The organism is Robertmurraya sp. GLU-23, from assembly GCF_052983275.1.
Window position 1 is genome coordinate 1 of record NZ_JBRKCV010000019.1, and the last position, 26,392, is coordinate 26,392.

Here is a 26,392-nt window from a genome sequence, read left to right on the forward strand (position 1 = left end):
TTGTAAATGTTATTTTACTCATGACGTCCCCTAATTCCCCATATGTTGAAATTCTAGTATATAAAAAAATACCTGTAGATAAAACACTCTTTTTCAAGTGTCCTTACTACAGGTACCATATTATAACGATCATTGTTAGTTCCTCTTTTTTATTCCAATCAATTGCGTTAACCAGTGTATCTAGATGATGTTTTTAAGATATGAATAACTCAATTTCAAAATTGAGTTTAACCATAGAAAATGCTGTTATACCAAGCGTTAACGCTCCACGGACGACCCATAGCGCAAACGCTACTTAACGTTAATCTCCATTCAATCTCAACCTAAACCTAAGATTATCCAATCGAACGCAGTTGAGTGTGATATTCAGTTTTCCTATATATTCAGAATAATTTTCATAGGAAGGATCATTAATTTTGAATAGTAACCAAAACCTCATTTTCAAAGTACAAATAATTTCCGTTCCCGTAAACCCATTGCTCACTATTTCCATATACTGAGGTTGTTGTGTTAATTGAATCTGGTTTGCCCCAGGATGAATTTAAGACTTCATCTTTAGTCATACCGATTTTGACCCCAAAATTTTTAGATGGTTGTTTTTTGTTATTAATTTCAACTCTTAACTGGTCAATATAAGGCTGTACTTCTGGAAGGGGCTCTGTAATAGCATTCAAGGATATTTCCGGTAAGGAATCTTGTCCTTGGATATAATTAATACTGCTGTCATTATAAAAATAATCATACGCGATACTCAGATGGTAAAAGTTTTTGCCGAAGTTTGATAGATTTGAAGCGCTGTCTAAAGAGATTTTTGAATAGTTTCCTTCTTTCATGTATTGGAGGTACTGTTCAATTTTAGATTTGGAGGATGTTTCTCTGACCTGTTCTTGTTTGTTTTTTTCTAGTTCCTTTACGCTTAGTGCTATTTCCTGTAGTTTATCATTAAGTTCTCCTAAATCCGATTTGGATTCTATGTCTAGTGAGTTATAGAGTTTAGTTGCTAATACATGCCTTTCCTTGTCAATAAGTACTTCAAAAGAATATTTTAGCATTTCAATTATGTCCTTTTGTAGCAGGTTATCCTTAATCGGAGAATCGATATAATTCTCTATTAGCGTAGGATAGCGTTTCTGATCATATAGTTCCTTTAAACCAATAAAGTCATAAAGTCTATTATAGTATTCAATTTCACTAGTATTTTCCGTCTCACCTCTAGTATCACGAGTTAAAGATTCTGCGTTATTATACTGTCCTTTTTCAAGTAAAAGTTTCACCTCTTCAGTAACTTCCTCCTTAGTTTTCCCTTCCACCTCTGTATCTTTTTTAGAACAAGAAGTTAGTAATAAAGAACAAGAAAGGCAGAAAAATAGTATGTATTTCATATAAAGTCCTCCTTCACTTAGATTCTACCAAATATACCTGTTGTCTAGAATGAATTACAATCGACAATTATTGCATTGGAATGTCTCCTTCCATAAGAGCTTCCAAAACCACAGAAACGTTGATGTTTAAGGCGCTACCGTACCTCGGACGACTTATAGCGGAATCACTCGCACGAATTCATTCGCACACAAATACGAAAAACACAACAAGGCTTACATTAGATTCCACCCATAAGAATCACTAATTTTATTAATCATTAAAGATTAGATTGAAGTTCAAAAAAATCATCAAGCCAATTCAATCACACTCGATCAAGTACGTCCGTTACCTGGAAGCCTTATTATAACAAGCGTTAACTCACCACAAACGACTCGTAGCGTTATAAATCAAGTTCATTCACTTACAAAAACGATTAATGATTACGTTGGTGATTGAATTTCAACTTGAATAATATACTGCACACAAAGAAAATATAATATGAATCCTATAAAATATCTTTCATTCAGGTAAATTCAAACGAAATCAGCGTTCAACTTCATTCAAAATCGACTGCTTCTCTATTATTTATCGGTATTACAAGCGTTATCTGTCAACGGACAACTTATAGCGTTTACGTTACATTAAATTCAAGAACATAATTGAATCGTTTTTACGTGGGTGATTTATTAATCTTACATTCATTAACGTAATTGCTTGAGTTAGATTTCAATCGCTAAAAGTCGTTTGCGCCTTCTGATTTTTCCGCTATAAGTTGTCCGCGGTAGCTTAACGCTTGTTATATCAAGGTTTCTATTGATTTTTCTGTAGTCAAAGTGTAGTATTTTGAATAGTTACTGTAGAAATCCACAATCAGGAGGTGTAAATATGAGTAAAACCAGAGACATTAAGGAATTGCTGCTTGAAGAAGCTAAGGATGATAGACTTTATAGAAGGGTAGTAATTGAAGGTCTTGAAGATGCTTTGTTTACTCCTGGAATATTGTCTATGCACGAGGATGTTACATATAGCACAGTAGATGCAGGGAAAATTATAGAGCGTTCTGATTCAACAATAAGAAATCATTTTCGTTCAGACTTAATCAATTACATTCAACCTGAAAAATACGGGAAGTATTATAGATTAGATTATAAAAGTATATTTCGGTTACATATCATTTTCATCCTAATGGAAAAAGTGGGGAGAACCACTGTTGATCTTTTAGCTGAGTTAGGTTGGGAACCTTCAGTTTCAGTTGGAAATCCCAAAATTCTAAATCGAGATAGTCAATCTGCTTATCGAGAGGTTGCAGCTGGTCTGGAAATCCCCGATCTTCAAAGACAGGTGCTTGAATCTAGATTACAAAGAGTAGAAAAGAGTTTAATCCTACAAAATGCAATTACTCGGATCTTTAAATATGAAAGTGACATTGCAAATATAGATAGATTAGTTGAATCTAAGAAAACACTAATCCATCAAATTCAGTCGGATGCAAAGATGCGCTATTTAGAGGATAAACATAGTAAGCTATTAGCTACTTCCTTAAAGAAAAGTATAAAGAAGCCATCTTTTTTTGATCTTTTCAAAAAAGCCGATGAAGTAGACGTAGAACAAATGTCTAGCGAGATAGAAAAAGGTTTAAAAGAAAAAATGGAAGAAGAAATCACCCAGCAAATTGCAATTCATAAAGAAGAAATGAATGAGTTGTTGAAGAAAAAAGAGAAGCTTAATGAGAAATTATTGTTAGAAAAAGAGGAATTTTCAAAAGCTCAGTTGGAATTAGAGCAAGTTGATGAAGATAATAGTAAAAATAACAATCTTATACAAATTAATGATTGATTATTACGAACGTATGTTTTATACTATAATCAATCAATAGAGTGGGGTGGGGCGACATGTTCCTATTATTTAAAGATAAAACTATGGAAAAAATAGATACTACAGTTGTAGGAGTCGCAACAGTAACCCTCCTAGCTGCGATCATACTTACATTTGCAAATTAATATATGAATCTAGAAATTTAAAAAGCCTTAATCTCGTGAAATTTCACCAGATTAAGGCTTTTTTATTTGATTTTTATTGAATAAGTTGCAGGGGTGTGTTATTTCCTTAGCTACGTCAACCTTTTCTATATATTCATTTGAGGGTACATTTGTACCGTAAATATTTATGAACAAAGGATTAAGTCGTTAAGGTGATTCTACTTCAAGCTAGTTATCAAAACAACATTGAAAAGAGAATTGAGGCAAATAATTTTGGAAGAATGTAGGTAATAACGAACATACAATCGTAAAATTGTTATATAATCATTTTAAAGGAGGGGAGGTTTGGATATGCCTTACGGATTTATACGGTCTATTGAACAAAAGGGATATAGTGATGAAACCATAAGAAGTTACGAACGGGTTGTTAGTCAATTTTTTGTATTTATCAATCAGTTATATCCAGACAGCAAAGACCCCCATGAAATAAACCCATTAGATATTAAGCAATATTTAGATGGACAGATAGATAAAGATAAGAGTATTTCAACAGTTAATAAGGAATTGGCGATTATTAAAACTATGTTTCACTACTTTTGGGAAAATAACATAGTGCCAATTGATCCAACAGTAAAGATTAAAAGATACGCTGTTAAAGAAAAACCTGTAGTGGAAATATCTTATGAGGTAATTTCAAGGTTAGTGGATAAGGTTTTATCTAACAGTGATTACTCTAAACTAAGGAAAGCCTTATTTATTCTAGCTGCAAAAGGCTTAAAGACAGCTGATTTCCGTTTTAAGAAAAAGGATGTTATTGACCATACATTTAAGGATCAGGTAGACATCAATCTAAAGAATCGAAAAATCACCTTGCTAGATAAAGAAGCTTCTTATTTCTTGGAGTATTACTATGAAACATTATTCAATGACTCTGAATATGTCTTTACAACTAAGCCTCACGGTTCGGATATCGGTGGCCCAATTGAAGTAATGTCAATTCTAAATCATTTAAGGTATATATCCCAAGATTTCCTTTCTGATAAAAAGCCATTAAACCTATTAGTTATTCGTAGGGCAATTGCCTATGATCTATATATGAAAAAGTTACCTATTCAGCAGATAGCAAAAGAATTGGGTATTGAAGAAATGACTACATCAAACTTTGTTAAGATGCTTACTTCAGGTGCTCACCAAAAAGACCTTGAAGAAAAAAACGAACTTAGTGTATAATTGGAGCAACAATATAAACGTAAATGGGAAGTGCCCAAGAATTACCTATCAGAAATGAGATAGGTTCTCTTAGGCACTTCTTTTTTTTGTTTTTAAAAGGGAGTCGTGGAAGTGAAAAACAAGAAGACCAAAAACCTTCATGATCTGGCCACTGCCTTACTAATAGGAGAAGGGGAATTTGGAGTAAGAGCAGGAATAGAAAGGTCCTTGACTGTTCCTTTCGATAGAAAAAAGTCTTGGTATTTATCAGAAACCATAAAAAATGAGCAATTAACAGATTTTATGGATATTAACTCAAAAAGAGGGCAACTGTACCTCCACTCGCATTCTGTATTGGAAACTTTATATCCACAATGGTTTAAAGATGGAAACAAAATATTTAGTTTTATCATGGATCCAAAACTTCTTAATCTAAAATCTATTGTATTGTGTATTAATCTCTTTGGAGAGAGGAAGCTCGAAACTATCTCCATTCCTACTACAGTTGAGAAAGAGCACATTAAAACACTTGCATACTGCATGGAACAACACTTACAGGTTCCGGTTGTTCCTGGAACTAACCAAATAAAGATCGCTAATATTCCAAACTTTGTCTTAAATTGCATTAATGATTTACCAGCAATACATAGCGCTGAGTTAATTAACTTTCTTACTGATAAAGAGAAGAAAAAATTAATGGAAGGAGTGAAATAATGAAATTCCCAATTATTCCAGCGGTTATATCCGTTTCATTCCTATTATCAGCATGTAGTGACAGTAGATTTGAAGAAGAAGCAAAGAGAGTAGAACAAGTCAAAGCAGAAAAAGAAAAAGCAGAAGCAGCTTCACAACTTAGTGATAAGGAAAAGTATGAGGTCTACAAAAAAATGGAGAAACCTTTGGATGAAGTCATTTTAGAAAATGATTTAGATGTTCTTGAGGAAGTCTCAAATATTGAGGTTGAAACAAAAGATCAATATGAAGATGCTACTGAATTCTCAAAATACGCATCTCAAGTCCTTTATAACTTCTATCTATCTCAAATAGATGCGAAAAAATACTATGATTTTCTCCTTCAGCATGGGAGTGAAAGGGTTAAATCTGAATTACCAAGTGAAAAAGATACGATTGCCATTTTTACTAGTATTCAAGAATCATTTAAGAAACAAAACATTACAGGTGACTCTTATACACTAACTAATCTCTCCTTCGATCGTATGAAGAGAGAAGGTAATTTTTATCGAAAAGTAGTCACTACAAACGGTGAGGAGTATTTCATCACTACGATTAAAAAAGAAAACGGAGTATGGAAATATGAAGATGATAGTCCAGCGCCTCCATATTTATTAGGTACTGATTTAAATCAAATTAAAGAAGAAACAACAACAGAATAGAAATGGGGAAATTACATGACAATGACTACAGAAAATAACTTATATGAATATATGCAACAAAAATTAAAGGCACATTTCCAAAACAATCAGGATTTTAACCAGGACATTGCTACCATATTTGAATACTATAAATCTAAACTGGTGCTGGTCGTAAAGGAAGCTCAACACGAGAAAATGGAGGAGATGTTATTTGCTAGTATTAAGTCGCAAATCACTAACGGTTATTATATGGGGTTAGAGATAATAAATGGAGATTCTCAATTTGAAGATGACTTTTTCCGTCAAGCGGAAGGTATGATATCTCAACAAATTCCTGATATGCTTCGAACAGTTACAAATAATAGTATTGAAGAAATCATTACAAATGACGCGTTAAGAGAGCTCACTTCTTGGCTAGTTATGGAGTACGAGGATGTTTACCCCTTGTTGATGGATATCTCTTTAAATACGGCTTCTTTAGGGACTAAATGGGCATTTAAAGATGAAGCTAATAAGAGAGATATAGAATCATATACACCTCAATTCAGAGGGATTTTAGCAAATATAGACGATGTTTCCTACATCGATCCCCAGTCCTATTTAACACTAATAGCCATCAATGATAATAGTGAGGTATGGGAAATCATTAATTCTGATTATAGAGGTCTAGAAAAGATTGGTGAAGTGACTGTACTTCGCATGAATAGAGAAGAAGAACAAATAATGTACTTTTTAAATGTTAGTCTTAAAAATCAAGTCAACACAAATCAACAGGAATCTATTATTAATAGTGTAGCTGTAAGATTAATGGTGATGAATGAAGTTGAAAGAAAGAACATTGTGATTACTGCTTCAAGTGTTGTTGATTATTTTCAATTTAATTAAACAGGAGTCAAATCAATGACCACTTAAACAAAAAAAGGATGGATGAGTACAGGTATTATTCCTGATCATCTATCCTTTTTCTTCTATGGTGAACACTTTATTTTTTTTGACTCATCTGAAGTTATATTCTATTTAACTATTCGCTTTTTGTACATCAGTTGCCCTCATGTAGCCACGTTTCGCATGAAAAAAAGTAATATGACTACCTACTGATTTTTCCTCGACTATTTGAGTTAATATATTAGTAATAGCTAACGCAGCAAGCTTATTAACGATTAATCTCTGAGGGTCAGAAGCTGATAAATCAGTACATGATAATTCACTCGGCCGTACCTCATCATCATCCTCTAAAACGTCTGGAAAAGCTTCTGCTACACATTCTTGCTTGAATAAATTCAGGTTAACACCAGTAACTACTTGTCCACTCCAACCGCTTTCTTTATATGCCTGATGTTCCTCTTCAGTCCATTGTGTTTGAGGACGTGTTCTCCAATCGGAAGGAACAGTTACACTTTCGTTTCCGCTATCAATATAGATACATCTAGTCGATTTGAAAAAATCATACATGATCTTACGACTAAAGTTATTATCTACACATCCAATAACAATTGGAAGGATAAGTGTATTGCTATGATTGATATTCGTGTCCATGTATTCCGTTGAAAATAGGCTTCTGAGCTGTTTTGTATCTTCAACAAAAGAATCACTATACGCCCCAATGTCAAGGCCATACGCAGCCGAATAACGACTTGCGAGGACATCTGCTTTTTTAAGACCTACTTCATTTTCCAAAAACAACTGATTACCTAAGTTCTTAGGTTCAATAGTGTCTGGATCTGCAATCACAAAGGCTGCCTTCTGTTTTGAAGTTCCAAGAAGTTGAGCGATATGTTGAACCAAATAACCGCCTGTGCCGCCCGTCCCAATCAACACGATAAAAGGGAACAACTCCTTATAATCGTACCAATTATGCTTAGCTGCTTTTAATATATTTATAGTCATTATAGACACACCTCAATCGCATTTTCCTTAAATGCGGGAATTTTATGAAACGGATTCTCAAAGATTTCTTCAGGTTCTAGGTTTCTATAACCATACTCATTGGAGATATATTTTCTAGCTGTTATGTCTGGGAAAAACTTATGAGTATTTCCTACAATGGCATAATAGCGTCCTGGCACTCTCTCAGACTGATTGTCTTGAGAAGAGGGGATAGATTGCATATTATGATGAGAATGGATTTCTAACACCTTTACCGCGTCCTCTACTCTCTTAATAATGTCCTCTGAGCTTTCAATCACTTGGACCCAATATTGATTTACATATTGTTGCGGGAAGTCTAAAAAGTACTTTCCATCTTGTAAATAAATATCTGCATGTATTTCTAACTCTACCTCCCCATAAAATCTTGCTACTGCAACAAAATCTCTTAGTACAGTAAAAGGAATTCGAGGGAAAGGAAAAGCAGAAAAAGAAGAACCGCTGTCATAAGACAACGATTCCTCCATACAATCTGATCCTTTTTTCTTTGCTTTCTGCGTAACGATTACGAGATTCTTAGATTTTAAGAATACGACTTCCGTATGCTCTTTCACCATTTCCGGATAATCCTTCTCCATACGTTTGCGTAGCATTTCTCCATCAAGAGGTTTGCGCTCATCTTCGCCTTCTTTTTTCTTAACTAAAAGACCTTCTGCAAGTTCTTCTGTCGTAAAGTACGATGTGATTTCAATCGATTCACCGTAATGGCGTATAACTGTATCTTCATTCACATCGAATTTTTCTGGCTCTGGTTTAGAAGCGGGTGTTGCCGAAGGTGTAGTTGGGCTAGCTTGTTTAGCTAGGTCCATCTTCTTTCTAAGAGCTTCCGCTTTCTGTCTACGCTCCTCATCTTCACGCTTTTTCTGTTCTGCTACCTCGTCCACAATATCAAACATGCTAAAGATATCCGTTTGCTCTAAGTTAACTTTTGTCATAATAAAATCTCTCCTCTAGGTATGTTTTAAATTAATTAAAAAATAACTCTCCATATGTCTTTTTAGATTGCACCAGCCATTCGTCATCAAACGGCTTGTCCTCAATCTTGTCTATAAGTTTCCGAAAATTGCTAATCCCTAATGTTGTTCTTACTCCATGATCTTCATTGAATGGAGCTGAAACAAACCAACGGAAGGAATGCTCTAGGTCTACTAAAGATTCCACCTCTAAACGTTGATTTTGGCCCCAACAGACAATGGCATTTTCCTTTCCTACATTCGGGTAGGGGAAGGTATAAAGTGGTGTATTATCTGTTATAGGCTTTCCATCATTCAGAGCAGCATATATCCTCATTTCCCTAATGACTTGTGTTGTTCCATGAGTGATCACTAGATACTGAACAATCATTCGTGGGAAACCAATTGTAAAAAATTCGTTCATATCATTCCCATATCGGATATCCCATTGTTTCTGAGGAATCTCCATAGTTACCCTCTGTCTAGAACGAGATTCATTTGCTGAATATCGAATGGTACCTATAGGAAGGGCAGGTGTACTAAGTTCATCCAATCTTGCTCCATCAGCATCTAATAAATTATCTGGCTGAGATTGAAGAGCTTTGATGAAATCCTCAATACCTATATGAAACGGACCTTTTTTTACTCCGCTATCGTTAACTTGGTAAGCCACGATAGGATAATTCGTGTTTGTTGGACAATCTGATAATTCAAACTGCCATTTCATAACTTTCACTCTCCTCAACTGAAATCTTTGCCAATATATCTTCACAAATGATACAAAGTGGATCTGCCCAATCAACAGCGCCATCTTCTTCGTCATAGGCGATGAGTATGCCCTTATCAAAATGAACAATTTCGCCATATCCTACGTACCATTGATTTATGTTATATCCTCCACCAAAACCCCGATTCTCGAATTCCTTGATTTGATCATCAAGTAAGACAATGATATTGGTGGTACTGTACAAATGGTTGCTATAACCGGCTTGATTACACCAATATTTAATGTCTTCTTCATCGTCCTTGTCATAATTTGAGTACATTTCACAAATCTCCACTATCTCTCTAATTGCACATAAGAAGATAGATAAATCATTGTAATCTTCAAAGCTACTACCGATTGCGTAGTCAGAAAAGACGTTCATGTTTATGCCCGCATCGTATGCTACTTTTAATAGCATTAGGGTATTTAATGAATATTGATGCTGATAAAGATCATCTCTTGTTTGCATCATGAACCTCCTAAATAAACGGAAAGGGAGATGTTGGCCTTACCTTCTGAACATCAACCAAACCGCTAATTTTATTGGAAATCATGAACATTTGAGTATAAGGGTGGTAAGGGTTCAAACATAGCTCACCATCCTCATTTTCATCTGTTATCGCATCTTCTAATTCCTCCATCACATCCATAATGTGAGCTCTTCCAAAGGCACTCCAATTAATATCATTTATAGGCAAACCTTGTTGAATGACCATTAATACATAATTCTGCTCGTTCCTTTGATGTAACACTTCTACTTTCTTCTCTTCGACTATCTGAGTAAAACGGTCAAATTTAAAGGTACTCATGTTATTCCTCCCAATGAAAAGGAGCGTGCAATGATAGCAACGCTCACTTTAATGTTTTTTATTCTTCTCTTGGATTAGTACGTTCTAACAGGTAGGATCAATTGCAATTCATCAACTGTTGATTCACAAGGAGTGACTAAGAATGGTCTCATATTCCCTTGATACTTAAAGAACACAAAATCATCATCAATCGCCTTAAGAGCGTCAATTAAGTACTTTGCTGAAAAGGAGATATCATACTCGGTCTCTTCACCTTCAATGCTTTCGTACTCAACAACTGATTGTCCTTTTCCTGTTTGAGCGGTGTGTGAAGAAATTGTAGCTGCTCCATTCACATGTAGCTTTACAATTCCGTTCTTCCCATTATCTGTTGTAACAGCGATTCCTCGAACAATCTCCAACTCCTCTAAAAATACCTTTCGATTAATTTTCATTTCCGATTTAAATTCACTCGGAATGAGACGAGAGGTATCAGGATAATTTCCCTCTAAGAGACGACAATAGAAAACCAACGGCCCGTTTCTAAAGATAATTTGATTATCTGACTCACAATAAACATGTACGTCTTGTGCGAGATCAAATGTTTTATTCAACTTATCTAAAGATTTGGCTGGAATGACAAATTTCAGGTCTTTTCCAGTGTTAGAATTAGTTTTCACTTGCCCTAACCGGTGAGAGTCCGTTGAAACAAAGTTCATACAATCTCCGCTCATATTTAAGCAAACACCCGTTAGGATAGGTCTTGTCTCTGATTCCGCAGCAGCAAAGACAGTTTTCTTTGAAACAGCATGAAACTCTGTTCCTTTAAAAGAAAAAGTCGGTTGGTCAATTGCGTAAGAAGGAAGCTTTGGATATTCCTCTGGGTCAAAGGTGTTCATATCAAACTTAGAACGTCCTGAAGCAATAGCAAGGATATGTCCATTTAATTTCATGGTGATTTCCTTTTTAAACTTCTTTAAGACTTCTGTTATTTGCTTTGATACAACCGTTCTTCCTGGTTTAATCACTTCAACATTTTCTCCATCTACGGCAACCATAAAACGAAATGTTTCATTTGCATCTGAACCAATAAAGATAATCTCTTCATTCGTCACTTCGATATATATGCCTTGCAGGATAGGAGTGCTATGTTTAGGGTTTACCACCTTTTCTACTTTCTTTAATGCTTCACCAAGTACGGTAGGGTTGATTTTTAATTCCATGATTCATTCCTCCAAATATATTTAGTCATTTGTTTTTTAAATAAAAAAAGCACAAAGAAGAATAAAACCTCTTCTTTGTGCATACCTCCGCTAATTAAGCGATTCTTTGTAATGCTCCTGTTTGTAAGTCCTCCTTCACCATTTCGGAAACTTCCTTTACGGTGTCGATGGTTACATAAGTAAAGCAAGAAAATAAACTCTCAACCTTTACAGTAGGAACTAGTATTTGAACATATCTCTTAAGTACAGCCTCCAATGAAACCTTAAAGTGTTTAGCAAGCAAAGTTAAATCACTAACAGGCTTTAATACATTGTAATAAAGCACTAATTCTTGTTCTGTTGCTTGTTTACCAACTTCTGAAAGGCTGTTTTGTTGAATGTTAGGATTAACTCGTTTAAACAATGGAATGATCCATTCTTGTTTGTTAATTAAGCCTGTATTCTTCAAAAACATATCAATATCATTTAGAACCTTAATTCGGTTAAATCCATCAGATTGCTTTTTATTTGATTGTGTCTGATTTTGTTTAGGTTGCTTGGATGGTTCGTTGCCTGTTTGTTGCTTCTGAGGTTGGGAATTACCGTAATTTTGATTCTGAGTAGAACGAGAGGATTGATTTCCTTTTCCTCTTTCATTCTCTGGTAAAGCCCAATCTGGAAGTTTTGGAGGCATCCAATGTCCCTTAACCTTAGACTTTTCGTCGTTGATATAAATGGCTCCAGGTTGTTTACTAGATGACACTTCAACATACGTTTCTGTGAGGTTATAGAGATATCTTCCAATTCCCCAAAGTGCACCTGCACGTTTTATGGCTCCACTAAGTCCTCCTTTGAAACTCTCAAACTTAGTTGGTTCAGCACCATCAGTTTTACTTACCCATTCACCGTCAATAAAACATGAGATCGTACATAGTACTCCTCCTCGAAAGTCAGTGAATTCATTTTGCCAGCCAGCGGGTCCAAAAACTTCATCCAAACGGTTTTGAATGGCGCGAGAATCTACATATGCTAGAACCATCGCCCAAGGTCCTTTTGCTGAAATCCCACTACGACTAACTCTCCACTCAATGTCCTTAGAAGGAAATGGCGCTTGTAACTTCTCCATAACTTCTTCCATCGTACAATCCTTTTTTAACATAAAAACAGCCCCTTAACATTTTATAGATAACCTCTACACCTCGTGACTTATTGTTTTTTAAACGCAAAAAAGCCTTTGAGAATTGATAGTTTTACAGAAATAAGCATAAATAATATGCCACTTCATGTATTCCATCAACCTCAAAGGCTGCTTATAGTTTAATAGAATCCGCTAATCCCAACAAAAGGATTGCCAAAAAATCAAAAAAGAAAAAAGGTTATGCCGATATTATACAATTGATTGAAAGAATAGACAATAGAAGGGGATTAATTTAAGTCAATCTAATAATCTTTATACTTCATAGTCGTGTGTCTTAAATAAAACAACCACAAAGGCAGTTTGTATCAAAATCGAATGAACTGCCTTTTAGATGTTTTTAGAAGGACCCCTCCTATCTATCTAAGGGAGGACTCTAACCAATATTTGAAGTTCTGACTCATGGACTAGGACGTAATCAACTATGTTAGCATTCAGGCTCCGAATCTCATAATTACCGTTGTGGTAATTATGAAATATTGTATACTTCTTTCCTTTGTACAAAACTAAATCATCGTAATCCATAGTTCACCCTCCATCAGTTAGATTTAAAGAGAAATTCTTCGGTTGAGGACTATTTTCCTACCTGTTTTTATATAGTTACCAATATGTTCATAAAAAGTGGTAGAACATCTTACATAAACTTAGTTATGGAACAGATTAGAGCTGACATATAAGGGAAGTGATATAATTCACTAACAGCAATGGTTCGTAAGGGCTTAATGCCTTTGATAGATTGTGAAGAGAACAGATATGAATTTAATTGGCGATACCGAACTAACCTAAAAAGTAAGGAAATACCTCTTTAATTTAAGGGTTAATATGGTATAATAGGTCTATAATTCAATTAATTAAAGCGATGACCGCTCAATTCTCCCTTAATATAAGGGGGAGTTTTGCGGTCTTTTTTTATTCATTTACATAGAAAGGAGATTCTTATGTTAACGGTATATAGACTTAATGAGATTGAAATTGAAGACGATATAGAAAGATTAATTATCCTTCGTAAACGCTTAAACCTATCACAATATCAATTTGCAAAGGCAGTAGGTGTCAGTACGAGTTATCTTGGACAGATTGAAAGAGGTGAACTCCCACTGTCCGTTCAATTTCGAGCTCGAATTAATGACTTTTTGAAGCGGGAGAAAGAGATGTATGAGAAAGATATTTTTAGCGACTTCTGAGAAGGATAGTAAAGAAATACAAGATTTAATTAAATCTATTGAACCAGGTATTCCGATTGTTTCTCTTCAATCAAAGAGCGAAGTAATGGCAGCCTTACGTTCTCCATTTGTCCTCTGTATAGTAAGCTGTGACCTCGTAGATGTGAAAGTTCTCGAACAAACTGAATTAAGCGGAAAGGTAATGATTCTAGATCCCTCCAACCAGATTAAAACAAACCATTCAAACATTGTTATTTGTATAAGTTCTAGTGATTTAGTATTTAAAATACGGATGTCAAAGTTTAATGATTTAAAATACGACAAGCGACAAGGAATTTTACCATCCCCCAAAAATAGCGAGTTAAAAAAGAATGATGACAAACCGATTGTTTCTAACCAAGAGCGGATAGAAGTAAAAGATCCACTTGCTAACCAAGCCGTTGAGGAATCAAAAGAGGATTCTAATAAAAGGGAAATTGAAGAAAACAAAATTAGTGAGAATAAGAAACCAGAAATCGTTAACATTGATGAGGCTGAGAATGAAACTTCAGTTACCAACGACGAAGTAGAACCACAAGTTGGTCAGACACCAATTAACATGGAGTCAGTTGAAGCTGAAAAGACAGTGGTTGAAGAAGACTCGACAGAATACACTACAGAAAAAACAAAGGCTTCAAAAATTCAGGAATCTAAAGGTGGGAAAAAGAATAGTTCTTTGACTGAGAAAGCACTCGGTATAGGCGAGGCGATGGACCTTGTCACATATAAGAATAAAAAAACAGTCGGTCTATGGGCTCCTTTATCAGCTGGTGTTACTACCTTCCTTGTTGATTTTGCTATCTATCTTCAACAATTTGAAGCACCTATAGCCGTGGTTGAGGTACCAAAGAAAAATCAACATCATTTGAAAATACTAGAACGGTTTGGTTCCAAGCCGGACAATTGGGTATCCCTAATTGAAAATTTCCATACAACAACAGAACCAAATAATAAGTCTTTATGGATGTATCGTGGGGTTAGATGGTTTCCTTTAGGGATTAAAGATTTAACCTATAAAAGAGATAAAGAATTCACCAATAACTATTTTTTAGCGGTGAAAAGAACCAAATTTGTTATGGTTGATTTACCGACTGGTGAAATGGACGCAGCAACACTAGACTCTCTTCCTCATTTAGATGAATTATGGGTTTTTGTTGATGATGATTTCGATCGACAATTAGATTGGAAAGAATTTATTAGTAATACTTTAATAGACAAGTATCAGCTTCCAATCAAACTTATTCATAGTAGAACCACTCCATTAAAAAGTCGTCCGAAAGATGTAGCAGAAAAATTTAATTTGCCACTTATCGCTGTTCTACCTGCCATGTGGGATTTATGTGTAGCCAATAAACATCAGAATAAGCCGCTTATTGATAACTTAGTTGCTTTTAAAAAATTAGAGCCATCTTTTTATCAATTGGCAAAAGAGTTGATTGGTGAGGATTTAGGGGAACAGTATAAGCCCGCGTTTTGGTTAAGGTTAAAAAGAAAGTTAATGGGTAGTATTGATTCAAACTAAATGATGGTGCTAGAATAATAGTAATCTATTTTTTTCTTTTAATTTTTTTGCAACCCACTATATGTAGGGTTAGCGGTTACTATTAAACTAGCGATCTTTGGATCGAGGTAAACAGAGCTTTCTTTGAGTTGCTCTCATTTACTTCTTTCCAGAGGTCGCTTTTTTTATTTAAACCAATGGAGGTGAAAGGAATGAACTTAAAAGAGCTAAAAAAGGTCTTAATGACAGGAAAAGGATTAATTATTATTGGTACTCACACCAAAGAACGCTTAGAAAAGCGTGGGTATACCAAAGGTGACATTGTTTCTGCAATCTTCACAGGTGAAATTGTAGAACGACAAGGAGTTAACAAAGTGGCCATTGCAGGACGAGATAAAGATGATAACCCCATTGTAATTGTGGTTGCAAAGGAATCTCTTCTGTCCTACAAACTAGTAACGGTTATGCCGCCAATCGACCACTTTCGTTTCAAGGACTGTATTTAAACTATAAAACTGTATAAAAAGGGCTGACGTTTTTGATGATGAAACTTATGAGGCAGACAAGAATTAAAGATTGGTTCGAGTATTATCGCACTCCGTGTGTGATTTGTGGTAAAACAGGTGGATGCATGGTGAATATAGATGGTTCAGTTGTGGCATGTATCCGAGTAGAGAGTGAAACATTCTTCTCTAAAAACTCTGCTTTACCGAGCTATCTTCACTTTTTAAAGAGTGATAAGAGGAAAAAAATAGACCAAGATGAGATCGAAATTCTAAATGAGGGCTATCCAAAACAGAAGAACCATGTGCTAAATGGGGTATTTCGGTCTTTATTGGATTGTTTACAGTTAGAGGACGATCATTACAAACATTTAGTGTCTCAAGAAAGACAATTAACCGACGATCAAGTTAGTGTTAGGCAATACAGTAGTTTTCCAGATAAACCATGGGAAATTGCTCGTATGCTTCAAGAAGGGTTAGAAATTGACCACTTTAAAGGGATACCTGGCTTTTATCTAAAGGACGAAAAATACTGGACAATCGCTGGAACAAAAGGAATTTTAATTCCGTTTCGTAATCATTACAACGAAATCGTTGGGTTTCAATACCGTATTGATAATCCTCCTAATATCGTTGAAGTGAAAACCAATGGTCCAGGAATAAAAGCAAGAGTGCTTGAACAACCAAATAAAGTACAAGTGGCTTTCGAAGGAGAAATCATTTCTGAACAGTTTGTAAATCTAGGTAAACAATGGACAACGATTTATCATGACGGTGATATTAAAGGTTGGATTCGTGTAGTAAAAGGAAATCGGTACTTTTGGCTATCATCCGCTAATAAACCTCATGGGACGGGTTCAGGAAACCCTGCACCTATCCATGTTGCTGTACCAACAAAGAAATTACAGAACTGGAAAGAAGGAGAATTACTAAAGACTCGTACTGCTTGGTTATCCGAAGGTCCTTTGAAGTGTGACATTGCAGCTGATTGTATAGAAAAGCTATATGATCCGCTTGAGATTGAGGATATTGGTGATACCTTTTTAGCACTTCCGGGTGTAGGAGCATGGCGCTTAGCTATTCCAGTATTGAAAGAAATGGGAGTAGAGCAAGTGAATCTATGTTTCGATGCGGACGCTGTTTCAAATCCTCACGTTAAGAAACATTTGATGGAATGTGCGAAGGAATTAAAACTTCAAGGTTTCAAAGGGAACTTAATTTTATGGAACGAGGATGAAGGGAAAGGAATTGACGATTTTCTTCTTGCTGGAGATAAAATACCGCATATGAAGAAAATGTTTTAAACTTCATGACAAGGTCGTTTACGTAGTTAAAAGAGAAAGTCTTACTTTTTAGTATAGGCTTTCTTTTTTATTTGATAAAACAACTGGATAGGAGGAGTTTGATTGAATATTGTACCTGATTGTTTAATTTGTGGTGAAAATGTCGATATGGAAAAAGATGAATTAGGTAATTGGATATGTACTACCTGTCAGCAATACACTCATTGGACAAGAAGTGAGCAAGGGGGTTATTTTAGTTACCATATCCTTGTTACTTATTTGGGTAACAAGGAACCTAAGTACCATGTGTTGAAAAATCCTGATGGAGATGGATGGGTAATAGGTGTTTTTTATTCGTTTATCGGTGGCGAATATGTCCCCTTAGAAGAGGATGGTGAAGAACCTTTAATTTTCTCTACAGCAACAGATGCGATGAATTATGTTGATGAGGAGTTAGAGGGAAAACAAGCGCTAAGGAGTTAAAATATTTATTATTTTTATATTAAAATAGAGGGAAAAATCACTAATGTCTTATCACAAAACCATGTACAGAAATTGCACATGGTTTTTTTCTATAACCTACTTTTCTCTTTTCACTTTATTTATTCTTCTTATAAAACGAATAGCCCAAAAAACAACTAGGGGAATAAACCAGTATCCATCCTTCCCATTCGGAATAAAATAGATGATTCCTAATCCTATAAGAAACGTAACTATAAATAGAATCGTATCAAATCTGTCTCTCAATACACTCGCTCCCATAATCGTTTATTCAATCCTCTTTTTATATCATATCATCATTTTCAAATTTTCTATTATCCTGTATAAAATCTATAAAACTGGGAACCATAATAGTAACAATATAGTTTCGGAGTGTGATAGCATGCTGAAAAAGTATTTAGAAGTGCGTGGAATTGATAACAATACTCTAGTAACCTCACCAATGACTGGACATACATTTTCTATTGAATGGTTAGTTTCAACCTTTGAAGATTTAGGGAAGGCCCATAATCTTGTTCGTTCTTTAGATATATTGCCTTTCAGGAATGATAAGCAACTACTGGTCAGTTATTTATCTGCAGTCGGTGACATTTACTTGATACGAAACGCTATGTAATTGTATAAGGCTATGAATCGATGTTCAAAATACGGATATTAGTATAAGGAGTGATTAGGAATGCTTAGTGAATATCTAGAAGCATGTGGGTTACAAAGAAATGCCATCATTACACCTCCAATGGGTCGTAGCTTTACCTTGCAAAGATTCTTAGGAGTCATTGAGGAACGTGGGACCGGCCAGAATATTATTGATAAGATCGAGGAACATGGTTTAAAAGAAGATAAAAGAGCAGTTGAGTTATATATAGCAGGTGTAGCTACAAGATTAATGATAGAGAAAGCTATGTAGAATGGTGAAAAAATTCCATCGTCATAATTCCCTAAAAATAAGGAAATAAAGACATGACAAAAGTATTGACCATGTGAAAGTTTTGGATTAAGATATACCTATATTACATAAATAGCTAACGGGAGAGCCCCGAAGACCTATGAGAAAGGTACATTTTGTATCTTTTCTGATAGTTTCTTCGGGGCTTTTTTTGTTGCTCTTTATAGAACTATAGGAGGTGACAGGAATGAAAAAGACTTTGAAAAAATTCTTACCTTTCCTAACGATGACCGCAGTATTCGCAGTTGCATTAATACTATTCTCACCAGAAGAAGCGGCAGCGGCTTGGAAAAAATCAGGTATCACACCACAAGGGGATTTAAAGAACAGTAAGATTTATACAGATCTTGCCAATATCGTGTATTTCGTAACAGCAGTTGGTGGGTTCTGGGTAATCGGCTGCCTAATCTTCGCAGGTATGAAACTTTCTGCAGCACAAGGTGGAAACCCTCAAGCGCGTTCACAAGGTTTCATTGGTATCCTAATGGCTGGACTAGGAATCTTCATAATCGTGAAAGCAACAACCATAGCTGGTTGGTTTGCAGGATTCGGTTCTTAATAAAAAAACGTATATATTTGTTCTCTCTACCCCTCTAAGTCCTCATTTTTAGAGGGGTACATTTTATTAAAAGTAGGTGTACTCGTGAGAAAAGAAACAGTGCCAATCGACATGTCCTCAGAGCAAAAAACCATTTTAGGCTTCATCTCTAAGAGGCAACTGATTTATATCGTTGCAGGAGGAGCCCTCCTATATGCATATGTCCCTATGGTCTTCAAATTATTCCCCAATTTTATTATCGGTGGTGTAGCTGCTCTGATTTCAGCTATTCCTACACTAATTGTAGTTTTTATCTTTGCATTCTGGAAGAAACAAAAACTTCATCTGAATTTTGATCAATACATAATGATCAAAATTGGTTATAAAGGACAAATTGGGATTTGGAGAAAAGGAAGTAAACCTAAAGACTGGATGGTGAAATAAAAATGAAAGACCTATTAATTATGGGAGTTGTTGCAATTATCTTCTATGTATTTTGGAAGATGATGCTGAAAGAACCCATACTTCCCTGGAAGGAAAAAGTAGTTACAGATAATACAGTTAGCCAAAATGGAAAGAAAAAGAAGAAGAAAAAACATGAAGTACAAATGGAGCAAGAACCACAGCTATTCGAAGAACTTTTTGAAAATGTAAAAGATATATCAAACCATATGATTCGATACCATGACAACTCTTTTACGTTAATCACCGAGGTTGAACCAGTTAACTACTTCTTAAAAAGCCATGATGAACAAGAAGCAATTGATAAAGAATTTGAAAGTTACCTAGCTTCTATAAACTATCCCATCAGTTGTTTATTGCAAAGTCGTTATATCGATATCAGTGAACCAATTAAACATATGACTGATAGCATGAAAAACTCAGAGGATTTAAACGAAGCTGCGTTGAGCTTTGGACAATCCATGATTAATGACTTAATTGAATGGCAAACACAAACACCAAGATACGAGACAAAACGTTACTTAATTTTCACTCACAAAATAAATACAAGTGACATCAGCGCTGACTCAAAAGATGAGTTAGAAGAGAAATTAGTAGAAAAAACTTTCTCAGAACTTATGAGAAGATATAATGCCGCCAAGAACCAATTAAGAAAATCTGAGATAGAAGTTTCTTTATTACCAACAGAAGGAATTTACGAATTGTTGTATCACACATTTAACAGAAGAAAAGCGGTCAAGCAACGATTCAAAGATATGATCGAAGCTGAAAAGAATGCCATGTATGTAACTGCTGACCAAACAGACGAAAGAATAGAGGCCGTTAAGGAGGCAATCGAAGAATATGAAAGAAGCCAAAAAGAAGAAACAAGTGAAAAACAAGGCATCTAAAGAACCTAAAAATAAAAAGAAAAAACAAACAGAGGTTGAGGAAACACCAGATTACCAAATGGATACAAAACCTACTATGTGGGATATTATCTCACCTGAAGGTTTGAAGATAAACAGTGAAGACTTTGGAATTATTAAACAGTCGTTAGGAACAAAAACGTATTTCCGTCCATTCTACATACCGAGAGACGGCTATCCACGAAAGATGCAAACAAACTGGCTATACAAAATTACATCAAGTGGGGAAGTAGATATTCTAGTTGACATTCACAAAGTTGGAAAAACTGATGCTATCCGAACATTGCAACGTCAAGTTACCATGCTCCAGTCCAACTTAACTTTCCAAACCAAAAGAGGAAACATTGATCAAATTAACGATTTAGAATCAAAAATTAGAGATACTGATCTTTTAATGTCAGAAATTCAATTTAGTGAAAATGATATGTACAACGTTAGTACTCTTGGTGTCTTATATGCTCAAAGCGAAAAAGAGCTGAACAGATATAGTGAAGCTCTTGAAGATGAAATGAGTAGTAGCTTCTTCTCCCTAGCTACTGCCTGGGGTCGTATCAAGAAAGGGTACCGAAGTGTATTGCCTTTTGGAAAAAATGAATTACCTGATTCCCTTCGTAATATGGACCGTAGAGCATTATCTACTTTTTCTCCATTCATTAGTGGAAGTGGGAAGTATATGGGAGGTATCCCATTAGGTATAAATAAAATTACTGGACAACTTGAATTTATTAATAGTTTTGGGAATGAAGAGTACCGCCCTCAAAACTACAATATGTTCGTGGTAGGGGTGTCAGGTAGTGGAAAGTCCGTAACTCTTAAACTTTTAATCGCAAGAGAATTAACGGGTGCAAATATTTATTCTAGATTAATAGATCCAGAGGGTGAATTCGTCCGGATTACAAAGAGATTAGGAGGTATTAATCTTAATATTTCGGAAGAAGAAGATATTTGTATCAACCCTTTAGCCATTAACTTTACTGATATTCCTCTTGATGAACAAGATGAGGAATTAGAAATGTTAGAAGACACTGACGAACGTGAAATCGTTGAGAAGGAAGGAAAGAAATATGTTCGCTTTGTTCCGCTAAGAGAAAAAATGAACGATATTCTTGATTTCTTTGATATTATCGCTCGTGGTAAAAATTCAGAAGATCGAGGCCTGGATGTATTTGAACGAAACTATTTAGAAGAGGCAATTCAATATATCTTTGCTGAAAAATTGAAATTAACTTCCCACCCTGATTCCTTATTCAGCAATGAAGTAGTAAAGGTTGATAACCAACTGATTCAGTCGAAAGTAAGGAAGCCTGAGCCTACTATTACAGATGTATATGAATACCTAAAGGAACGCTATGAGAAAGAATCAAAGGCATTACGTCTTCTTGCGGCCATCAAACCTTTTCTACGTACGGGCTCTAAACCTATATTTGATGGACAAACTTTCTTAGGTAAAGGGGTAAACCAATCGCTTCATGATGCAAGGCTTGTAAACTTCAACATTAGTCAAATGGAAGAAGGTTTTTTACGCCCTATTGCCTATCACGTTATCCTGAACTACCTATGGGAGCATTTTGTTAAGAACCTTGATAATGCAACGAAAAAGAAATTTGTTTATGCCGATGAAGCCTGGACGCTAATCGACTCTGACCAGACTGTTAGCTTCCTAGAAAAAATGGCACGTAGAGCACGTAAAAGGAATGCGGGTCTTCGTCTAGCTTCTCAGGACTTTGTTCGCTTTGTAACGAATGCAAAGGCTCGAGGTATCTTACAAAATACTCATTCTTATTTATTCTTACAGCAAAACAAAATTGACTTAAAAGCAATTCAAGAAAACTTTGACCTCTCTGCAGGTGAAATTAATATTCTCTTCGGTAATCCCGATAAAGGGGAGGGAATCCTCCGTATGGGTAAAAGTTCAGTTTGGTTACAGACAAACCCGAGTCAGGAAGAATTATTCTTTATTGAATCTAACCAAGCAGTATATGAAGAACAAATGAAACGCAAACAGCTTCTTGAACAGAGATAAGGAATTTATTAGGAAAGGGGTGATTTTATGCAAGATAAGATATTGGATCTCTTTAAAATATTATTTGAGAAAATGTGGGGCTGGATATATGCCCCCTTTAAGGGAGACCTTGATTCTCTCAACACATTAATCTATAAAAATGAAGATAAATATTATGGGATTTTTAGTGAAGAGCAGTTTGGAGTAGTTGCACAGGGGATGGCCATAATGCAGTCATTATCTGTTGGGATCATCCTAGTTTCAATTATTATTGCTGCTATGAGGATATCCTCATCAGGCATAAACCCTTCAAATCGAACAAGTGCCATTGAATATTTTAAGGACTTTATTATTGTCGCTCTACTCTTCTTTAATCTTAGTACTATTTTTGAACTTATATTTGCGGTCAACTCAATGTTTGTAAATGGGTTCTCAAGTGCAAAAGCAATGATCGATGGAAATACGTTAGATAAGGTAAATACCTTCTTTGATAAAGGTGTTCTCGGAGGGCTAATTATCGGATGTATTCTGTTAGGTTTGTGGATATGGGCAAACTTTTTCTACATGATGCGAACATTAACTCTTATGTTGCTTATGATTATTTCTCCTGTAGCTGTGGCTCTTTATTTAGTACCACAAACGAAAGGAATAACTTTAGGGGTATTTAAAGAATTTACTGGAACTGTACTTGTACAGTCCATTCATGCTTTTACCTATTGGGTTATAACCGCCGTTGCAAAAGATGATTTTGGGTTAGGTAGCGTTATCTTATACATAATCTTTATTCCGATTACAGAGAGTATAAGATCCTTAATTGGTCTAGGTGGTCAAATGAACAATAACTTAAGCAGAGCTGCTTCTATGATGGGTGGTGCTGCGATTATGGGTATGTATGCTTCCGTTAAAGGTGCTTTAAATGGAGAATCCTTCTCTCAAGCAGTTAGAAGAGGCTTGGGGCAAGGTATAGACAAAGCAACTGGTAAAGGAGAAGTGTCTAAAGAAGAAAGTGATAATCCTAAAGGGATTCTGGCTGGTGCAGGAACTGATGTAGGTTCTACAGAAAGAGCAGAAAGAATGTTAAAGTCTGGAGAAGTTACATCTAAGATGGGGAAAGCGGTATTTGGTATGGCAGGAGCTTTAGCAGGTTCGCCGATGGGACCAATGGGTTCCGCAGCTCTGGGGCAAGTCGGTTTTGCTGGCGGTGGAGTAGTAGGCGGTCTAGCTGGACGGTCGGGTATGGCAGGAATTGAGGGTCTGGCTAACCGTGGCAAAGCGGGACTAAACGCTTTTAAAGATAAATTTAAAGGTGTCAAAAATGCCGAAGACCTTGCAGATGAAAAGTTAGCGAACACATTAGCTGATAATGAAGCAAATGCTTGGGCAAGTGATAACAAGGAAAGTTTTATGAAAGGTCTTAAAGAACGCTTCCCGGACGCAGACGATCATTCTCTAAATAAAATGTGGGATAAAGAGGTTTCTGGTAAAAAGGCAGAATTTCTAAAAGAAGCCCGTTCTACTGTAGGAGAAATGAAATCAACTAGTGGAAAGGTTGCGAAAGCTTCCGATCTTATAGACTCTACCGTAAACAATCTAACAAATGATTGGGCAAAAAATAATAAAGATTCATTCATGCGTGAGTACGATGTTGCTAACCCATTACCTGTTAATGCTAGTGAAGCAGATATACGAAATCACAACAATAATAAAAATTCAGCTTGGGATCATGCGGTACAAGATAAAAAGAACACAATCAGTGCTATCGCCACTAATGCAGTTGGAAAATTAGGATTAGGGGCGTCAAATGCAAGAGCTAAAGATTTTTCCTCTGCAGTAACAAGCCTTACTAATGATTGGGCGAAGGACAATAAAGAAGCATTTATGAAAGACTATGACTCTTCTAATCCATTGCCACCTAATGCTACTGAAGCAGACCGAAAAACTCATAACATGAATAGAGACTCCGCTTGGAATAAAGCTGTACAAGTCAAGAAGGACTCTATCGGAAAATCTTTATCATCTAATTTAGGGTCAGGCAATGTCGCTTCTGCAGTAACAAGTCTTACTAATGATTGGGCGAAGAATAATAAAGAAAGCTTTATGAAAGACTATGACTCTTCTAACCCGTTGCCTCCGAATTCAACTGAAAAGGATTTACAAACTCATAAGGATAAAAGAAACTCCGCTTGGGATAAAGCAGTTCAGGAAAAGAAGATATCCATAACAAAAACAGTCTCTTCAATTGCGAGTAACAACCTCGGCTCTGCCTCTGAATCAATTTTAGTTAACAAAGAAGAATTCGTGAATGAAATTGGTAGTCAAGTAGGTTCAGTTATTGGTAAGGGGGCAAGAGAAGGTATATTAGCAGTTAAAGGGGCAACGAGTGGAGTTCAAAATGCTTCCTTGTATTCTGGAAAGGCTGTACATACAGACTTTGTTGCATCTCATCTGGCAACGATGAAAACCAATGGAGATAAAGAGTCCTACATTGAGAGTGCGAAATCCAGCGGTATGACGGAATCTCAAGCTATACAGCAATGGAACACTAAGGGTGCTTCCGATACTTTTGCTAAACAATATAGTTCTTTAATGACAAAAGCTCCTTCAGATGGTGGATTGCCAAGACATATTCCTCTAGATCATAAAATCATAGGTGGAAACAATGTTGTTAAGGGATTAAGTGGAGTAGTTGCTGGCGCTGTTGCCGGAGCAGGTGAGCTAACAGGAATAACACCTACTGCCAAGTTTATAAGTGATACCAAACTTGCAGCAGGGGCAATGGGTTCTGTACTAGGAGCAAAAGAAGCTTGGACCAATAGAAGTCATTCTGAAAATATAATGACATCCGGTGTAAAAACAGTAGGTGCCTGGGGTAAATCTTTAGCTTCCCACTATCAAGCACATGTACCAGAAAATGTTGTTGAAAAACAAGCTAACTTTAGAAACGCAAATGCGTATCTAAATGGGGTCGTTGGAGGAGTTCGCGGTTATAAAATGGGGGCAAGTTCAAGAACGCCATATGACCAACTAGTTAACGATCAAGTCAAAGAAGTATCTGAGATTCAACAAATGGTTCAAATGGTCGGGCCAAAAGGACAAGAACAAATTGCTGCTGGTGCAATCAGAATGGTTACAACAAGAGGGCAATCAGTGATCCAAGTTAAAGACAAGACAGGAAACATCCAAACTGTTTCGCGAATTGCTTCTGGTGATTCTTCTTTACCAAAAGGAGAAACTATCTTTCAAGATTTAGCCATTCAAGACGGTCAGCTCACTACAGCTTCTAACGTTTATAAAGAAGATAGTGGTGGTGGAAAAGTTACTCTAAATCGTTCTATTAATGTGAATCCTAATAGAATCATTGCTAATAGAAACACTCCACAAAACCCAAGAGTGGTACAAGAAGTTCAGAGTTATAACCAGTTAGTTGATAGCGGTCAATATACACAAAAACAAGCGATTGCTGAAATGACAGATATTCGTATGGTAGTAGATAGAAACAGGAGTTATTTAATTGGAAAAAAGGATGGTTCCGAATACCGCATTTCACCATATGGACGAGGTGATGCCCGACTAACAGTCAATGAGGTTGTAGAAAGACCTTGTGAAACAGTACAAAGCACAGGTCGGTTAGTAGTTAAACCAAACGACACATATACTAGCTCTACCCAACCAGACGATATTTATAATATTAATGAACTACTTCCTCGTTCAAAACCTAATAAACGAAACATGACTAGACAATTGAATGAGAAATTTAGAAATAAGTCCTTTACTGAGTCTCTAAAGGGGTGAA

26 protein-coding genes are annotated in these 26,392 nt (G+C 35.8%); 17 read left to right on the forward strand and 9 right to left on the reverse strand.

Annotation, left to right across the window (positions count from 1 at the left end):
* Positions 1-410: 410 nt before the first annotated feature.
* On the reverse strand, positions 411-1,382 hold the full coding sequence (locus tag ACVBAX_RS21315) for a hypothetical protein (protein WP_447118757.1): 972 nt from the start codon (positions 1,380-1,382) through the stop codon (positions 411-413).
* Positions 1,383-2,247: 865 nt separating this feature from the next.
* Between ACVBAX_RS21315 and ACVBAX_RS21320 the strand changes: the two genes are divergently transcribed.
* The 5 genes from ACVBAX_RS21320 (at position 2,248) to ACVBAX_RS21340 (ending at position 6,808) form a co-directional block, all read left to right on the forward strand.
* Positions 2,248-3,198 carry a hypothetical protein gene (locus ACVBAX_RS21320; RefSeq protein WP_447118758.1) on the forward strand — a complete coding sequence of 317 codons (951 nt, stop codon included), beginning with the start codon at positions 2,248-2,250 and terminating at the stop codon, positions 3,196-3,198.
* Positions 3,199-3,692: 494 nt separating this feature from the next.
* Complete coding sequence (locus tag ACVBAX_RS21325) at positions 3,693-4,571, forward strand: tyrosine-type recombinase/integrase (protein ID WP_447118759.1); 879 nt, start codon at positions 3,693-3,695, stop codon at positions 4,569-4,571.
* A 111-nt stretch (positions 4,572-4,682) separates the two neighbouring features.
* Positions 4,683-5,264 (forward strand): hypothetical protein, encoded by a 582-nt coding sequence (locus tag ACVBAX_RS21330; protein WP_447118760.1) that lies wholly within the window; start codon positions 4,683-4,685, stop codon positions 5,262-5,264.
* On the forward strand, positions 5,264-5,944 hold the full coding sequence (locus tag ACVBAX_RS21335) for a hypothetical protein (RefSeq protein ID WP_447118761.1): 681 nt from the start codon (positions 5,264-5,266) through the stop codon (positions 5,942-5,944). The genes ACVBAX_RS21330 and ACVBAX_RS21335 overlap by 1 nt, the downstream gene beginning before the upstream one ends.
* 15 nt (positions 5,945-5,959) lie before the next feature.
* Complete coding sequence (locus ACVBAX_RS21340; protein ID WP_447118762.1) at positions 5,960-6,808, forward strand: hypothetical protein; 849 nt, start codon at positions 5,960-5,962, stop codon at positions 6,806-6,808.
* Between the two features lie 132 nt (positions 6,809-6,940).
* Here the strand turns inward: ACVBAX_RS21340 and ACVBAX_RS21345 are convergent, their stop codons facing one another.
* The 7 genes from ACVBAX_RS21345 to ACVBAX_RS21375 all read right to left on the reverse strand — a co-directional run bounded on the left by ACVBAX_RS21345 (position 6,941) and on the right by ACVBAX_RS21375 (position 12,717).
* Positions 6,941-7,810: a ThiF family adenylyltransferase gene (locus ACVBAX_RS21345; protein ID WP_447118763.1), complete on the reverse strand. Its 870-nt coding sequence runs from the start codon at positions 7,808-7,810 to the stop codon at positions 6,941-6,943.
* Positions 7,810-8,784 carry a hypothetical protein gene (locus tag ACVBAX_RS21350; protein ID WP_447118764.1) on the reverse strand — a complete coding sequence of 325 codons (975 nt, stop codon included), beginning with the start codon at positions 8,782-8,784 and terminating at the stop codon, positions 7,810-7,812. Before ACVBAX_RS21350 ends, ACVBAX_RS21345 begins: the two co-directional genes overlap by 1 nt.
* A gap of 31 nt (positions 8,785-8,815) precedes the next feature.
* Positions 8,816-9,529 carry a hypothetical protein gene (locus tag ACVBAX_RS21355; RefSeq protein WP_447118765.1) on the reverse strand — a complete coding sequence of 238 codons (714 nt, stop codon included), beginning with the start codon at positions 9,527-9,529 and terminating at the stop codon, positions 8,816-8,818.
* The gene (locus tag ACVBAX_RS21360; RefSeq protein ID WP_447118766.1) at positions 9,513-10,040 is read right to left on the reverse strand and encodes a hypothetical protein; all 528 of its coding nucleotides are present in this window, start codon (positions 10,038-10,040) and stop codon (positions 9,513-9,515) included. The genes ACVBAX_RS21355 and ACVBAX_RS21360 overlap by 17 nt, the downstream gene beginning before the upstream one ends.
* Positions 10,041-10,047: 7 nt before the next feature.
* Entirely contained in the window at positions 10,048-10,377 is a 330-nt protein-coding gene (locus ACVBAX_RS21365) for a hypothetical protein (protein ID WP_447118767.1), read from the reverse strand.
* 74 nt (positions 10,378-10,451) lie between these two features.
* Entirely contained in the window at positions 10,452-11,579 is a 1,128-nt protein-coding gene (gene dnaN / locus ACVBAX_RS21370; RefSeq protein WP_447118768.1) for a DNA polymerase III subunit beta, read from the reverse strand.
* A gap of 94 nt (positions 11,580-11,673) precedes the next feature.
* Positions 11,674-12,717, reverse strand: coding sequence for a Rad52/Rad22 family DNA repair protein (locus ACVBAX_RS21375; RefSeq protein WP_447118769.1), 1,044 nt, complete (start codon positions 12,715-12,717; stop codon positions 11,674-11,676).
* A 974-nt stretch (positions 12,718-13,691) separates the two neighbouring features.
* Here ACVBAX_RS21375 and ACVBAX_RS21380 point away from each other — a divergent pair.
* From ACVBAX_RS21380 to ACVBAX_RS21400, 5 genes are all read left to right on the forward strand, one after another.
* Positions 13,692-13,937, forward strand: coding sequence for a helix-turn-helix domain-containing protein (locus ACVBAX_RS21380; protein ID WP_447118770.1), 246 nt, complete (start codon positions 13,692-13,694; stop codon positions 13,935-13,937).
* Positions 13,909-15,477, forward strand: a complete 1,569-nt coding sequence (locus tag ACVBAX_RS21385) for a hypothetical protein (RefSeq protein ID WP_447118771.1) — start codon at positions 13,909-13,911, stop codon at positions 15,475-15,477. Before ACVBAX_RS21380 ends, ACVBAX_RS21385 begins: the two co-directional genes overlap by 29 nt.
* A 191-nt stretch (positions 15,478-15,668) precedes the next feature.
* A complete protein-coding gene (locus tag ACVBAX_RS21390) occupies positions 15,669-15,962 on the forward strand; it encodes a DUF4258 domain-containing protein (protein ID WP_340906870.1) in 294 nt (97 codons plus the stop codon).
* Between the two features lie 35 nt (positions 15,963-15,997).
* Positions 15,998-17,263 (forward strand): DUF3854 domain-containing protein, encoded by a 1,266-nt coding sequence (locus ACVBAX_RS21395; RefSeq protein ID WP_447118819.1) that lies wholly within the window; start codon positions 15,998-16,000, stop codon positions 17,261-17,263.
* 102 nt (positions 17,264-17,365) lie between these two features.
* Entirely contained in the window at positions 17,366-17,725 is a 360-nt protein-coding gene (locus ACVBAX_RS21400) for a hypothetical protein (protein ID WP_447118772.1), read from the forward strand.
* A gap of 96 nt (positions 17,726-17,821) precedes the next feature.
* Here ACVBAX_RS21400 and ACVBAX_RS21405 read toward each other — a convergent pair whose 3' ends face one another.
* Entirely contained in the window at positions 17,822-17,989 is a 168-nt protein-coding gene (locus ACVBAX_RS21405) for a hypothetical protein (RefSeq protein WP_447118773.1), read from the reverse strand.
* A 136-nt stretch (positions 17,990-18,125) separates the two neighbouring features.
* Between ACVBAX_RS21405 and ACVBAX_RS21410 the strand changes: the two genes are divergently transcribed.
* From ACVBAX_RS21410 to ACVBAX_RS21440, 7 genes are all read left to right on the forward strand, one after another.
* A complete protein-coding gene (locus ACVBAX_RS21410; protein WP_447118774.1) occupies positions 18,126-18,359 on the forward strand; it encodes a hypothetical protein in 234 nt (77 codons plus the stop codon).
* Positions 18,360-18,419: 60 nt separating this feature from the next.
* Entirely contained in the window at positions 18,420-18,650 is a 231-nt protein-coding gene (locus tag ACVBAX_RS21415) for a hypothetical protein (protein ID WP_447118775.1), read from the forward strand.
* A 226-nt stretch (positions 18,651-18,876) separates the two neighbouring features.
* Positions 18,877-19,248, forward strand: coding sequence for a pilin (locus ACVBAX_RS21420; RefSeq protein ID WP_447118776.1), 372 nt, complete (start codon positions 18,877-18,879; stop codon positions 19,246-19,248).
* An 84-nt stretch (positions 19,249-19,332) separates the two neighbouring features.
* A complete protein-coding gene (locus tag ACVBAX_RS21425; protein ID WP_447118777.1) occupies positions 19,333-19,671 on the forward strand; it encodes a PrgI family mobile element protein in 339 nt (112 codons plus the stop codon).
* Positions 19,672-19,673: 2 nt separating this feature from the next.
* Positions 19,674-20,579 carry a hypothetical protein gene (locus ACVBAX_RS21430; protein ID WP_447118778.1) on the forward strand — a complete coding sequence of 302 codons (906 nt, stop codon included), beginning with the start codon at positions 19,674-19,676 and terminating at the stop codon, positions 20,577-20,579.
* Positions 20,533-22,620 (forward strand): VirB4 family type IV secretion system protein, encoded by a 2,088-nt coding sequence (locus ACVBAX_RS21435; RefSeq protein WP_447118779.1) that lies wholly within the window; start codon positions 20,533-20,535, stop codon positions 22,618-22,620. The genes ACVBAX_RS21430 and ACVBAX_RS21435 overlap by 47 nt, the downstream gene beginning before the upstream one ends.
* Before the next feature lie 27 nt (positions 22,621-22,647).
* Positions 22,648-26,391 (forward strand): hypothetical protein, encoded by a 3,744-nt coding sequence (locus ACVBAX_RS21440; RefSeq protein ID WP_447118780.1) that lies wholly within the window; start codon positions 22,648-22,650, stop codon positions 26,389-26,391.
* The last annotated feature ends 1 nt before the right edge of the window (position 26,392 follow it).